Raw genomic sequence first — 14,198 nt, forward strand, 5'->3', positions numbered from 1 at the left:
AAATGATCCGTGCCCCTTTACCTATCGAATGGGAAAGCCCAAAAAGTATATTGATGCGATGTGCGCATGCAAACTTTTTCGATCAAGTAGCTGACGTTCTCGGTAAGGATGTGTGTGAATTAACTGGAATGTTGGACCTCTTATGTGGGAGCTATACAGGTGTCAACGAGTTAATGCGAAATATTCAAAGGTCTTTTGCATCGAATCTTGTTGACTACAGACCACTTTTCTATAGGCAGGTGGCTGGTATTACCGAGCAACGCCCCTTTGTAGTTCGCTCAATTGAGGTTCCTTACCAAGAACTCGAGTTGGTGAGGCATAGGGTCTGTTTGCTATGCCATCAAGATAAATTTCATAGCAAAATTTTTGCGGATCTTCGGGCATTCACTCATTGTCCTGTCCATCGCAATCAATTCATACAAGAGTGCCCTAATTGCGGCACGTCGTATGAGTGGCAAGGGTTCCAGTTTAAAAAATGTTCACGCTGTAAATACACTTTCAAAAGCAAAGATCGAAAGAAGCAGTCCTTAGGGTCGGAACTGGAGCTTTATTCCATGATCCTTGAAGGAAAGAATGACGATGTTTCAGCTGCTCTCTACCTGCTGAGACATCTGCGAAAGTACTTCGAACCGGAAGTTGTCAGGTCAGGTATTGTGCTGGGAATCGCACTTGATTTTCTGGCTGGCCGTAATGATCAACTTTTAAACAAATTGCAGGCTGTCTATGAGGGGGGCAGAGACCTACCCACCCGGTTCTTGATGTCCTGCTTTAGCGTATCGTCAAGTTTGGAAGTGAAAGAACGGGCGTCAGCCATCGTTCGTGCGGATGCCCCAGTTTGTGGTGCATCGAAATATGCTGGTCCTAAGCAGAATTGGTTTCGTCTTGAACAAGCTGAATACTCATTGAATATCACCAACAGCACGCTCCGAGCTCTCCATAGTTCTGGTTTCTTGAATATTAAGCAGTTACCCAAGTCGGTCAACATCGTTCTAATTGATTCTTTGCTCAATTTGATGGCCAGGGTAGTAGAAACCATTCCTGCTATTAAGAGCTTGAAGGTTAATCCGCTCAAGGGTATTCATTCTCAGCATTTACAAAAGAATCTCGAGAGTGTTCGAGCAAGCGAAATGGTCGTTTATGAAGCCAACTGGAGGCTTGGTTTAAAGGGCTTAAGATTCGCTAAACTCTGCGCACCGTCAAAATTTACAAGTGGGAATAGCCATTTACTTGACATCAGTCAGTTTGCAGCGAGAGCTAAAACATATCCTGATGCACTTCGCCGAGCTTGTAGATCAGGCTTTATTTCATCGGAGAACATTTTAAAGAATGGTCATAAAAGCTACACGTTCAAGATTGATTTCGTTGATGCATTCGTCTCGGAATTTTGCTTCATCTCGGAACTGAATTCAAAGTTAAAAGGCAGGGGTAGAACAATACTTTCTGCAATTCTAAAGTCGCGTGACATCAGACCACTTTCAGGCCCTGAAATTGATGGTGCCCTAGTGCCGATATACAGGCGGTCTGATGTTGAACATCTGAACTTAAATGCTCTTCTTAAAAACCCTATATTTGAAAGTAATGCGGGTAGGAAACACGAGGGGGTTGAATTGTTTGATCGGTCTCGCTGGGCATCAACCAAGCAAGCAAAAGAAATGTTGTCTGTGAACGACCAAGAAATCAAAGCACTGGTGGATCTTGAATATTTGGTTGAGTCAACTCCGCCAGGTCGCAAAAAGGACAACTTTAAATATTTTTCACATCAGAGTGTTATGTTCACAGCCAACTTTTTTAGTGGGGCAGTTCCTGTCAAAGATTTGATAGCTGAGCTTGGGATCTCAAAGCGTGAGTTTTATCTTCGCTTTGTATCGTCGGGTATTTTGAAGGTTGTTACCATTGCTAAGCGAGTTTTGATCGGTGGCGAAGATGTTAGTTTCGTTCGATCAGATTGTGCGAAATTTATCAGTCTTAGAAATGCGGATTCTTTAACAAACTCCACATCGCGACATTTTTTAAACTTGGTTAATACCGACCGAATAAGACCCGTTTCGATTGAACAGACTCTAAGCGCGACCCACATAAATCTTGTTGAGAGGTCCATGGTCAATTTGCTTGCTGTCGAAATGCCAGAGAAGCGAATTTTTTAGTTCAGCAATGTATGTCCATCGAAAATAGATTTTTCTATTAACGACGGTTTTTAATGTCGTGAAGACTTAGCGAATTCGTTGTGGGAGATCGATGTAATGGGAAGAGAGATACGTGGGGGTTTGGTTTCGGTCTCTGAGGTTAAGGAGATGGTCTTAGAATCTGGTACTTTGGTCTCCGTTAGAGAGATTGCAGGACTAAGCGAAACCTCGATTCAATCCGCTAGGTCAATGACTGCTCGCTGGAAGAAGAGCGAAAAAATTTTTGCTCTGAAGGTAGGTAGGAAAAATTATTTTCCCCTATATGCCTTGGATCCTCAAAGTAATTGCAAGCCTTTGCCGTCGATTCATCAAATTATTAAAATTCTGAGCGTCAAGATGGGGCCTTGGCAAATGGCATTCTGGTTCATATGTGCATCGCGATTTTTGCAGGGTAAAACGCCCAGCGTGCTTGTATCTTCCGATCCAGATCTTGTGATTGCTTCCGCTAAATTTGAAATTGACGGTTGGTTACATGGCTAGGGAGAAATTAGGTATGAAACACGCTGAATCACCGCTTGCAATCGATTCTGCATTACTGGCTCAAGTACAAACTGCGGCAAAGGCCGCCAATAGAAACGTTTCTGAACAGTTAGTCCTGTGGGCAAGTCTAGGTCAAATACTTGAGTCAATGCTCACCAGTTCAGAGATTTCAGCGCTAATGGCTGGCGCAATTGAGATAAAGGTAGAGGTGTGCAATCGAAGCATGATCGATGCTAGAGGCAATGTGGATATTGTCGAGCTTGCAATGTCTCATCAAAGCGAAGCCGGGTTTAATAAAGTTGCTTCTCAAATCAAAAAAGAAGTAAAAGGTCCTTTGTATGAGACTGTGGATGATCGATCTGATTTGTTAAGACAGATCTCGCCAGATGGCACGGTGGAGATTGGTATTCTCAAAAATAATAACTTTAAAAAAATAAGGTCCGTCTAGATCCCTTTCGCATAATCACTTCCATCCGAGAGGTCTCCTTGCGTGATGTAGGCGTTTCGGCCTTTCAATTATGATTTTTTCAGATCAGCCAACACCCGAGCACAATCAATCTCTCCCACAACTCCGTCTCTGCCCAGATAAGCGAGCCTCTCAATGATTCTTTTTAGGTCTCTCAGTGAGCGCGGGTCGGCGCTCAGAAGGTCAAAAGCTGCCGATGAGTATTTTAAATCCGCTTTTGTCAGCATAGACCTGACAATCGCTTGAAACTGAGAATGGGTGGGGCGCTTCACTTCAATAACAATGAAGCGGTCTAGCAGTTGATTACTTAGGCCGGAACGATCGTTTGCTACGGCAACCTTTATCCAGTTTTGGGTGCCAAACTCGTGTCGCAAATTATTGCATTTGAATCGATTTCTCGAATCAAAAAAATCTAACAACACAGGTCCCCATGGGTGATTACGGTGCAAGTCGGAAAGGTTGGCATTGATCTCGTCAAGGAACACATACATAAAGTCCGTGTTCTCAGTGGCCAGCTTGTAAAGTAGCTCGGACACTTCGGCATCTCTCCACCCACGGTTTGAACCACAAAAAGAGAATGGGCTGTCTTCGCTGGCGATACTCACCCGATAAAAGGGAAATTTTAGTGCACTAGCCACAGCCTGTTGAATATGGGTTTTCCCAACCCCGGATGGACCGAGTAGTAGCACGGGAGAAAAGTTTCCTGATTCAACTTGATACCCGATCTCATCGATGAATTGAGAAAAGTGAGGAAATTCCTCTCGAATAGATCCCAAGTCAGCTTGGTGGGGGGCAAAGCGTCTCGCGGACTTCGTTCGGAGCTTCATCTCATTTAGTGTTGATCGATTCTGATTGGTTTCTACAATCTGCGAAATCTCTACAAGATCAGATTGGTTTACGACGTTGGTGGTGTCCTCTGCGGCCTTGCCTTCCTTTCCCAGCACCTTTTCCCTCAGAATGCTACCCATTACGGATCTAATTCGAATAATTTCAGTGCGACAATCTTTTAGAAGCGCCTTGATATGACCTTTGTCCCGTTTGTCTTGGCAATCCTCCAGCGCCCGAAGCAAATCAGTTAATCTGCTGGCCCCACCCTCTGCGATAACCTCTGCTATGGCTTTTAACGCGATGCCTGAATCTCCAGCCTTACCAAAGCAAATTCTTAGAGATCGTGTGGCTAGTAAGTGAACAATAAACGCTGAGTCGGCATCATCCAGGCTCATACTCCGCAGCTCTCGAATAATTCCTTCGATAGAATCGCTGCCTGATTTCTTTTGCAGATCGACAGGTAAAAACAGCCCTGAGTCTTTTCTTTCAAATTGGCCCACAGATCACCTTTACGAACCATCTCACTGTTGTCATCAGTCAGCTCGAACCCGTCCGAAAACCAACGCGTGTTGCTGGTAAGCGCTCACAAAGCCCAGAAAAATTAAGGCTTTCTTTAAATGCAGTTTAAAGGGTTTCTGTGCGACTGGATATCAAGGTGTAGGTTTGGTATTAGATTGGCCGTTTGGGTCCATCGTGGCCGATTCTGAAGGTCACGTCTTGAGTTCACTCTAAGCTGTAAATTTAGTTCATTCTTTAACTGTTAGAAAACCCTGCAGTTCACTTTTAAGCTGTAATTCAGTTCACTCCTTAACTGTGAGGGTAGCAGGAGAGCACGTATTTACGTAAGTTCAGTTCACTTTTTAACTGTGAGTGTCGTTAATTTTCTCGGTTATACATGCAGTGATGTAAAAGAAAGCAGCCTTCGGGCTGCTTTTTTATTGGGCCTGTAATGCATCACCCTGTGTGGGTGACGGAAATGTAAATTTCTACCCTCTATGCCTACCTGACTACACTTCTTGATTATTTAAATTCTTGAGAGTGGTACGCCATGTCAGCAGATCTGTTTTTGAAATTGGGCAATGTGAAAGGTGAGTCGGTTGACTTAAAGCATGCGGGCGAAATGGAGCTGTTAACAGCACGCTGGGGTATGCATGTGGCGGTGGCGGCAAACGGTGGCGTGTTGGCCCCGGCAGGCCGTGCTGAGGTGAAAGGATTGCGTGTAGAAAAGCGGGTTGACCGGGCTTCCCCAACGCTGCACGCGCAAACTTGTGTGGGTCAGCTTTACGACACCATGGTATTGACCAAAAGGAAGTCGGGCCTTGTGCCTTTGGAATATTTGCGCATTACTTTCAAAGATGTGATCGTGAGCGACATTGATATTTCGCTGGGTGCTGGCGACGATGGCGACCTTGAAGTGGTCACCTTTGCGTTCACGGAATACACGGAAGAATACAAACCGCAGAACGGCGATGGCACGGGTGGCGCTGCTGTCACCGCCGGGTTCAATTGCATTAAGTGCGTGAAGATTTAACTTCGTTCTGGAGGCGTTCATACGCCTCCACATGTTGATTGAACAAGCGCAGGTTCAGTTTGCGGATTGGGGCGGGGAGGTGATATTTCACGTAGTCGTGGCGCCAGCGCATCAAGTGTTCAAGGTCCGCAATTTCAAACTTTCCCCGATTTAAAAATCGTTCAATTTGAATGAGGCGAACTCCCTCGCCAAAAGCAAGTCCACACAAATAGCACAGAATCATTGCGCACATGCCGAACAGAAAAATCAGCTTTAGGTCTTCGTTTAACTCTGCCACATGGGAAAAGCGATTACGAAACCACAGAACGTAAAACGTACCCAACAAAATTAGCGGCCAGTAAAGCGTATGGATTATCGGAAAATTCTTAAGACGACGGTACTTTACTGTGCGCAGGTCTATATTAAAAAGTGTCCATTCAAGGTTGGAATACCTTTTTAGGGAGTCTTCATCTGATCTTGAATAGGCAATCGCATAGGCGACACAGGTGGTGATAAACAGCACCCCAAGACCGAAAACGAGGTTGATATTTTCCCACCAATGACTGGTTTGAATTAAGTCACTGCTATCTGTGAGGGGCGACCAATGATGAACTCCAAATACAAACGGATGCAGCGTTATCAGTACAGTCCCAAACTCTAGCATCATTGCTTTGACAGGTCGTTTGCTGACAAAGACCCAGCGATAGCACGCGATGGATGAGGAAAGAAAAATACCGATAAACAAACACAGGAATACTCCTGTGGTCATCCAGCTAGCCATAAGAATAGGTGTTGCAGCAATTAGCAGCAAGAATGACAAACTGAAAATTCCACCAAAGAAGTAGAAGTGTAAAGGTGCGGGCTTGATCATGGTCTTTAATAATTGAAGTGAATTCCGAGTGGCTTACAGAAATAACTTTTTAGCCTTGGCCTCTACAAAATCATCCAATCCAAGGCGGTCGTACGCAATTGAAGCGGCGATTCCGATCCCCATCGAGAACAATATTAATGGGGCACCAGCTACCAAACTACCTGTGAATAGAATAGCCACGCCAAAGCCAGTAGCCATGCCGATTGCGTTTCCCGTCTGATTTTTGGTCGTGTCAACAGCAAATTGTTTGTAGTTGAATTTTTGATCCAGTTTCGCGTTGTGGTTGTAGTTGTTCAGAATATCGTTGATCAATGTGGGGCCGAACGTGAGAACACCACCTACTCTCGCAGAGCCCAGCCAAGATGAACTAGTCAGCCTTCGCAACTCCCACATTTCATCAGCAGCCTGTCTGCTCAAGCTAAGTACTTTGTCATGTTTGAATGCCGTTGGTCCTATGGACTTGGTGCTCATGTTTTTACTGATTTGCTGAAACTGGTTTTTCTCCAGCAATGTAATTTGTTTTGCGTTGGTTTGACGAACACGTATAAGCACATCGGCGTGTTTGCTAAACTGGTTTGGACCTTTAAGGCCCACGGCTTTCAATTCCACACCATTGCCCAGTTTCACGGTGCGCGATTTGCCACTGGCCAATGTGGCTCGCAATTCGGTTTTCATTTTTGCGGTAAAGCGAGCTTTGGCTGCAGCCTCAATTATATTGGCCAAGTTACCCGGTAAGTTGTTGGGGCCAAACAACTGGGCAACTAAAGCTGCACTCAATGTTCCCTTTTCAGCAGCGCTGACCAAGGTGTTGGTTTGCTGTGTGTTCAGTTGCGCGGTCATCAGCATAACGCCTGCTACAGGGTCTTGCTGTATCACCTCCGGCAGCATCGCCAGGCTTACTTGAACATCGGGCTCAAAGTGCCCCAGAAAATCCATTTCTTGATGCAGGTAAAGCGGGGCGGAACCGTCGTGGCTATTCAGCGCGCGCGTGTAGGCCAGTTGTAGCGATTGCGCTTTGCGCTTCAGGTGATCTTCGTGAAATGTGCGGGCTTGGGCATTCATACGGCAGCAAGGGAAAATGTGGCAGCGGGCAGTATGCTGGAAAGGTCTCAAGGGGGAGAAATGTGGGGTTTTCTCATAAGGGAGAGAGGGATGCGCGATCACTCCCTGTTTTTGAGTCTGGTGATTGGCCTTTCAACCTGGTAAAACGATACGAGAGACTTTGAGATCAAGAACGGGGAATTCAGCTTGAAAAACGGACCTTACGATCTGCTGATTACAAATGCCATACAGACCGAGCTGCAAGGTCGCAGCGCTTTTCAAGAGTCACTCAACAAAGATCCCGAAGCCCTTTCGTACTACCTTATCGATTTGTTGTCCCGAAAGCTTCAGGATTCCTTCGAATCGCTGGCAGGGGAGGGGGCTGAGAAGTCTTCAACACAAGTTGAGTTGATCAATGACTTATTACGTTTTCTTCAAAACAGAGATCAAGTGCCGCAGAAGGTGGAGGTATTGCGTTGGCTTGGCGAATCGGCAGTAGAACCTACCTTGCCTCAAACCGGTTTATTGCACCCATGGCTGTTTACAGCAGGTCGGGGCATGCCCGCGTTGCTCAATGAACTAAGAGCCGAAATGGGTTGTTGCGATCGGCTGGATATTTTAGTCAGCTTCATTACGATGTCGGGCCTTCGAAAAATCCGCGACATTTTGGATACGATTACCGCCCGTGATGCACAAGGTCAGCAGCGCACTAGTATTCGAATTTTAACCACCACCTACATGGCTGCCACTGAGAAAAAGGCGCTGGATGAGTTGGCAATGCTGCCCGGTTGTGAAGTCAAAATTTCTCTGGATGGGCGCCGCACTCGTCTGCATGCCAAAGCATGGATGTTTCACCGGCATACGGGATTTGGTACGGCCTATGTGGGCAGCGCCAATTTATCTGCTGCTGCAATGACCGGTGGGCTGGAATGGACAGTGAAGTTTTCGCAAAGGGAGCAGGCGGCCCTGTACGAACGCGCCTGCGCCAACTTCGAAACGTTGTGGGAAGACAGTGAGTTTCAAACGTATGACCCTACGCAAGAGACGCATCAACAGGCCTTGCTGGCAGCACTGAAGCAAGAAAGCGGACGCGATTTCGCACCACTGCCTTCACTGGGTTTTCTGGAAGTAAGCGCCAAGCCGTTTCAGCTAGAGATCTTGGATCAGTTGGCATTTGAAAGACAACACGGGCGCCAAAAAAATTTATTGGTGGCTGCAACCGGTACCGGAAAAACGGTGATGGCTGCTCTGGATTACCGACGCTTTGCCCGTGAACAAAAAGGTCTGCCACGATTGTTATTTGTCGCCCACCGAATTCAAATACTTCGGCAAGCACAGCGCACATTCCAGCAGGTATTGGGCAATTCACAGTTTGGTGAACTGCTTGGCGAAGGGTATGAGCCGCAAAGCCACGAACACTTATTCGCGGTAATCAACAGCGTGAACTCTCGTAAGCTGGTTGATCAATTCGGAGGGGATTACTGGGCGATGGTGGTGTTGGATGAATGCCACCATATTGCTGCGCAATCGTTTTCCAGTTTCGTGAACTCGGTTCGACCTACTGTTTTACTTGGACTTACCGCCACGCCTGAACGTGCAGATGGGCAAGCCATTACCACCTACTTCAACGCCCGACCTGATGGTTCCCCGGCGGCCGAACTACGGTTGTGGCATGCACTGGAACTTCAATTACTGTGTCCATTTGAATATTACGGTTGTGATGATGAAACCGACTTCAGCGGTGTGAACTGGAATTCAGTCGACGAGACCAGACAAATTTCGGCTTTGGTAGACGGTAATACAGTACGCGCCCAGGCCATGCTGCGTGAATGGGGACGGCTTACTGACAACCCTGCAGCGTGTAAAACACTGGTGTTTTGTGTGTCCATTAACCACGCCAATTTTATTGCCGCGATTTTAAATGGCAACGGTGTAAAAGCATTGGCTGTACATTCGCAAACTGATAGAAGCGAAGCACATGCAGCGCCCGGTAAATTACAGAATGGTGATCTTGCTGCGATTGTGACGGTCGACCTGTACAACGAAGGTGTTGACCTGCCATTTGTAGACACATTGGTTCTGCTGCGGCCCACACAAAGCCCGGTGGTGTTTCAACAGCAAATAGGTCGAGGTTTGCGCTTGTTCGAGGGCAAGCAAAGTTGCCTGGTGCTCGACTTTGTAGGCCAGCATGGACGCGATTTTCGTTTTGACCGCTTGCTCAGCGGCATTACCGGTTTAGGTAGAAAACAGTTGAAGGAAGGCTTTGAACAAGGCTTTCCTACGCTGCCAAGTGGCTGCCATTTATTCTTGCAAAAGAAAACCAAAGCCCAAGTGCTAGCACAACTGCAAACGCTGATCGGTCAGCGTTGGACTATTCTGATTCGAGAAGTAACAGCATTTAAAAATCTGAATCGGGACAGATTTTCGTTGACGGGTTTTTTGAACGAGTATGACCTGGCTTTGAGCGATGTATATAAGGGTGGCAATAATTCAGGCTGGCTGAAATTATTGGAAGCAGCCGGTTTGTTGAATGCATCCTTGAGCCCAGTCGAACAACGCATAAGTACCAAGTTGTCACAGCTTGTTCACTTCGATGATCCAGTGCGAATTGATGCCTTGCATGCCCTGTGCAATAAAGATCAAGTTGCATTACAGGCGTGGGCGAAGTACCTGTATTTCATGATGGAAAAGCGTACGCCAGATGAAACCGTACCCTTGCAGTGGGCTGCGGACTGGTTGACAAGTGAAAGATCACTTGACGAACTGCACGCCGTGCAACAGGTTTTGGAATCGCATTGTCGTTTGTTGGACCGCCCCTTGTCGGGGCTGGAGCACACAACACTTTGCCTGCATGCCAGTTACACCTCTACCGAAGTTGCCCTGGCTGTGGGTTGGTATACCCCTGAGCGACAAGCCCCTGTTACTGCGGGTGTGTTGAGTTTGAAAGAACAAACGCTGGAAGTGTTTTTTGTAACGCTAGACAAAACCGAAGGCTTTCACGAAAGCATTGCCTACACCGACTGCGCCATTAGTCAAACCCTGTTCAAGTGGCAAACGCAGAACAGCGCGGGGCCACACACCACGGTGGGCAAACGGTATTTGGAAAGTGCCACAAATGGCTGGCGTTTTCAGTTGTTTGTGCGAGTAAAAAAAAGTGAGCCTTTTAAAGCGCTGGGGCCAGTGAAATTAAAAAGCGCGGAAGGGTGTGGGCCCATGACTGTGATGTGGGAACTGGATGTGCCGATGGGCGCGAATATTTTCAGGCAGTTCAGTGTGATTGGTGATGTTTGAGGTAAAGACGTTTTATTGTTGCTCGAGCTGCCAGCTGAAGTGATACAAAGCCTAAACAGAGGTTTGCTAAAGGTGGAAGTGCTGCCTGTACATAGCAACGCAAGCAAGACTTTCTTCAATAATGGTAAGCCCTTTGTATACTCGGTCGAAACATGGTGATGCTGCTATCAAAATCTACACTAAATAATCTGGGCGGATAATTTAAAAAGGACCGTTTTACATGTGAATTGGGCGCCTCCCACCTCCAATCGTGTGTGACTCTGGTTGCCCAAAGTCCATGTATGCATTAAGCACAGACAGAAACCTACGGAGGCGGGAAGCATTGAAAAATTAGCCGTAAGAAAAAATATACTGCTTTTTTTCTAAGCTATGTTTAAGGTAGCTCGGATCTCTCCAGTTTACAAGAAAATCTTCAGTCATAAGTGTATTTTTATATTTCTCACTGCGAAACTCAATTGGTTTGTCATTTTTCAATGTAATTTTCTTTACAGTATCAAAAATATAACCTTTGGTCAGTTCGCTAATGTATGGGCACGCAAGATAGTCAAAATAAAATATAAAAAACTCGGTAGAAATAAACATATCTTGATCTGTGCAAAGAAATATTTCCGCTTCTCTAACTAATCGTGCGTGAATAGTGTTGTACATTTGAATATCACGGATGTACAACATAAATGTTGTCCAGCAGAAGTAAAAATCACAAGATCGTGAGTTGCTCCTGATCTTGTCAAATAGGGTGATGACTTTAGATTCCGGAAGATTAAACGAGTGGGGTAGCATCGTAAGGATAGTTATAAGATTTAAGCCTTCTAATCCTATCGTGGAGTTCGAGTTGCTAATGAGTGTGTCAATCGAACTTCGAATGTGATCGAATATTTTTTTATTTAATATGTTTTTATTTTTCTCTGGCCAGTCAAAAGTAATTTCAAGTAGCTTGCTAATCAGTCGTGCAAGACGATCAGTTGGTCGTACTCTGATGTCCATGGCATGTATAAAAAAAATTACATCTAGATCAACAAGAAGCCAGTTTAAGTAACGCTCGTCTGTTTTTTCGATATCGGATATTTTTGATAAATATAAAAATAGTCTCCTTGTTATTGCTCCAAATAAGTAGTTGGAGATCGAATGGTACTTCACGTTATTCCCAGATAGGGACATCTTTATTTCTATAATTATCTTATTTGATATGTATTGTGGATTGTTAAGCTGTGCGACGAGTGTTTTTTCGTCGTCAGTATTTACATATCTTTTGGTAAACGAGTCTTGAATTGTTTTGCTAAGTGCATGCTTAGCTATCGATATATTAGTGACAAATGGTCGAGATGCAATCGATGTCTTCGCATCGTTTAGATACATTTTATAGTCGAGCAGGCATAACTCTAATTGTTCGAGAAATTGTTGTTTAACTTCATTTGAACAAAAGAAGAAAAAATAATCATCAACATACCTTCTAAAATCATAGTCTTTGGAAATATTATAATTTGAATTTTCCATTCTTTTTATTAAGTTTAGATCAATTTTTTGTAATATTATTTCGGCGAATATTCTACTTATTTCAGGACCAACAATTATTCCGTTGGTTTCGCGGTAGTTGCTTAACTGCATTAAACTGTCAAAATCGGCATCAAAACTACCTGAGCTGCCCTTTTTGGATTTTGCAAGACGCTTGTCTTTCACTGCCCAGCCAATTGAATGCGTGTAGATACTCGGAAAGCATTTTGATATGTCGACCTGCAGCATACTATGAAACTGTTTTTCCAATTTATGGTATTCATAAGATTCAAAAAACCTGTACAGAAATGGATACTGTTTATATTTAAAGTATGAGCTAGCTACTATGCGTTCTTCATCGTGGGCTTCGACTCCACCAACTTCTCTAGACGCTTCCTGAATTTTTCCATAGAATTTTGTTACTTTTCGATAAGGATGTCTCAGCGATTTAGAGGATTTTGTACAAAAATATTCTATTAAATCGTCGTATTGTTCATAAAAGTCACATATTTTTAATTGCGCGGCAGGATGCATAATCGATATTAATCGTGGGGTTTTAGAATCCCCCCTTCTGATTAAATAGTTCAATGGAATGTATGTGCCAGAATTGTTGTTAAAATTAAGTCCAGATATGGTTTCGTATATTTCTTTTTGACTTTGGTGGCTAAGTCTCTTGTACATTGTAAAGTTTGAATACCATAAAGGTAATTCGTATGGAAGAACCTCTGTTAAAAGGGTTCTTAGTTTGTCGTTAGTGTTTACATTTATAATTTCAGGCATTTTTCCAGATACTTGTAATTAAAGTTGTTTGATTTTTGCTGAATTTCCCAGTTTTTCTATTAATCGCATTGCCGTACAACGATATTTTTTTTATTGTTTGTTGCTCGAATGTCGTGAGTTTGTATCTGGTTTTGATTATTTGGTGGCAAATGAATCCGTCGATCTTCTTCAGGCATTGAAATTCGTCTGTTACATATTGATAGTTATTTGCTATGCCAGCCAGTAGATCTCCATTTTTGCCTTTTCTTACTTTTGTTAACATCGATAAATACTCCATTCTTCTTTTTAGTAGTTGTATGTTTTTTGATTTTTTATTGGCGAGTAGACTTTGTGTAATTTTTAGCTTAATTTTATTTATTTTTGGTTGAGAAATGGTTAAGGATATTTTGTTTGGTTTGTTTTTCGCATCTTCTACTTGAATTTGATAGCCTAAAAAATCAAACTTGGCTGATTTGGTTTCTGATGAGTAATATTTGTTGGGTTTTTGATTTATTTCGAGTGAGAGCTCAGAAAGCATTGTTTTGATTTTTTGTTCTACGCTTTCTGATTTTTTAGGAGTGGTTATTATGATAATATCATCTACATATCTGGCGCTATATATTACATCCTCATGTGATTGAACTTTATTGTCTAAATTCCTTAGGTAAAGTTCTGATAGCGTTGAACTTATTGAAAACCCTCTAGGTAGTCCATTGTATTGATATTGATTTTTTTAAATTTGATGATATGTTTTCTAAAATTTGTATTCCATTTGGTGCTAAAATTAAATCATCTATAATTTTTTTTATCATTTTGTCTAATGCTATAGATTCGTAGAAGTTTTTTATATCTAGTCTGATTACTTGGTGGTTTCCTGGATCTGTAAGTATCTTTTTTATTTGTCTTATTATTCGTCCTCTGTCAGATTGTCTTACTTTGTAAATTCTTCTAATAAATCTATCAAGTAGATTGATTGCGAAAAAATCTTCCATTCTACTTGGTGTAAATATATATTTACCTCTTGTTTTGTAAGTATCAAATAACTCAAGTTTAGGGAAATGTGAGCCCCAATAAGCTACTGTATTCTCGACAGCTTGGTCTACGCTTCCGTGTAGGCGCAGTATTTTCCATTTCCATACATCGCTTGATTTAACTATTTTTGTTAGTTGCTCTTTGTCGTAAACCTGTTTTAGCATTTGATTAATCTCAAAAAAAATTAGTAATTAAGGTTTGGTTAAGAGGTTTTGAACGATATTCATTTGTTCTGTTGCTATTACG

11 protein-coding genes are annotated in these 14,198 nt (G+C 43.5%); 5 read left to right on the top strand and 6 right to left on the bottom strand.

The window, feature by feature from the left end; translation table 11 throughout:
- The first annotated feature begins 2 nt into the window (after window positions 1–2).
- The 3 genes from FRIGORI9N_RS14425 to FRIGORI9N_RS14435 all read left to right on the top strand — a co-directional run bounded on the left by FRIGORI9N_RS14425 (window position 3) and on the right by FRIGORI9N_RS14435 (window position 3,111).
- Entirely contained in the window at window positions 3–2,144 is a 2,142-nt protein-coding gene (locus FRIGORI9N_RS14425) for a hypothetical protein (RefSeq protein ID WP_159572595.1), read from the top strand.
- A 96-nt stretch (window positions 2,145–2,240) separates the two neighbouring features.
- A complete protein-coding gene (locus tag FRIGORI9N_RS14430; RefSeq protein WP_159572597.1) occupies window positions 2,241–2,663 on the top strand; it encodes a hypothetical protein in 423 nt (140 codons plus the stop codon).
- A gap of 13 nt (window positions 2,664–2,676) precedes the next feature.
- On the top strand, window positions 2,677–3,111 hold the full coding sequence (locus tag FRIGORI9N_RS14435) for a hypothetical protein (RefSeq protein WP_159572599.1): 435 nt from the start codon (window positions 2,677–2,679) through the stop codon (window positions 3,109–3,111).
- 68 nt (window positions 3,112–3,179) lie between these two features.
- Here FRIGORI9N_RS14435 and FRIGORI9N_RS14440 read toward each other — a convergent pair whose 3' ends face one another.
- Window positions 3,180–4,457: an AAA family ATPase gene (locus FRIGORI9N_RS14440; RefSeq protein ID WP_159572601.1), complete on the bottom strand. Its 1,278-nt coding sequence runs from the start codon at window positions 4,455–4,457 to the stop codon at window positions 3,180–3,182.
- Window positions 4,458–5,005: 548 nt separating this feature from the next.
- Between FRIGORI9N_RS14440 and FRIGORI9N_RS14445 the strand changes: the two genes are divergently transcribed.
- A complete protein-coding gene (locus FRIGORI9N_RS14445; protein WP_159572603.1) occupies window positions 5,006–5,488 on the top strand; it encodes a type VI secretion system tube protein Hcp in 483 nt (160 codons plus the stop codon).
- On the opposite strand, the gene FRIGORI9N_RS14450 is transcribed toward FRIGORI9N_RS14445, so the two are convergent.
- Both FRIGORI9N_RS14450 and FRIGORI9N_RS14455 read right to left on the bottom strand, forming a co-directional pair.
- Window positions 5,469–6,338, bottom strand: coding sequence for a hypothetical protein (locus FRIGORI9N_RS14450; protein ID WP_159572605.1), 870 nt, complete (start codon window positions 6,336–6,338; stop codon window positions 5,469–5,471). The genes FRIGORI9N_RS14445 and FRIGORI9N_RS14450 overlap by 20 nt on opposite strands.
- Before the next feature lie 33 nt (window positions 6,339–6,371).
- Window positions 6,372–7,400: a hypothetical protein gene (locus FRIGORI9N_RS14455; RefSeq protein WP_159572607.1), complete on the bottom strand. Its 1,029-nt coding sequence runs from the start codon at window positions 7,398–7,400 to the stop codon at window positions 6,372–6,374.
- A 186-nt stretch (window positions 7,401–7,586) separates the two neighbouring features.
- Between FRIGORI9N_RS14455 and FRIGORI9N_RS14460 the strand changes: the two genes are divergently transcribed.
- Window positions 7,587–10,670 carry a DUF3427 domain-containing protein gene (locus FRIGORI9N_RS14460; protein WP_201301508.1) on the top strand — a complete coding sequence of 1,028 codons (3,084 nt, stop codon included), beginning with the start codon at window positions 7,587–7,589 and terminating at the stop codon, window positions 10,668–10,670.
- 330 nt (window positions 10,671–11,000) lie between these two features.
- On the opposite strand, the gene drt3b is transcribed toward FRIGORI9N_RS14460, so the two are convergent.
- Genes drt3b through FRIGORI9N_RS14475 form a run of 3 tightly spaced genes read right to left on the bottom strand, consistent with a single transcriptional unit; the run spans window position 11,001 to window position 14,116 of the window.
- The gene (gene drt3b / locus FRIGORI9N_RS14465; RefSeq protein WP_159572609.1) at window positions 11,001–12,941 is read right to left on the bottom strand and encodes an antiviral reverse transcriptase Drt3b; all 1,941 of its coding nucleotides are present in this window, start codon (window positions 12,939–12,941) and stop codon (window positions 11,001–11,003) included.
- Complete coding sequence (locus FRIGORI9N_RS14470) at window positions 12,934–13,611, bottom strand: hypothetical protein (protein WP_159572935.1); 678 nt, start codon at window positions 13,609–13,611, stop codon at window positions 12,934–12,936. Before FRIGORI9N_RS14470 ends, drt3b begins: the two co-directional genes overlap by 8 nt.
- A 10-nt stretch (window positions 13,612–13,621) precedes the next feature.
- Window positions 13,622–14,116 carry a hypothetical protein gene (locus tag FRIGORI9N_RS14475; RefSeq protein ID WP_159572611.1) on the bottom strand — a complete coding sequence of 165 codons (495 nt, stop codon included), beginning with the start codon at window positions 14,114–14,116 and terminating at the stop codon, window positions 13,622–13,624.
- Window positions 14,117–14,198: the final 82 nt, after the last annotated feature.

It is taken from the genome of Limnobacter sp. 130, from assembly GCF_902506325.1.
Taxonomy (GTDB): domain Bacteria; phylum Pseudomonadota; class Gammaproteobacteria; order Burkholderiales; family Burkholderiaceae_B; genus Limnobacter.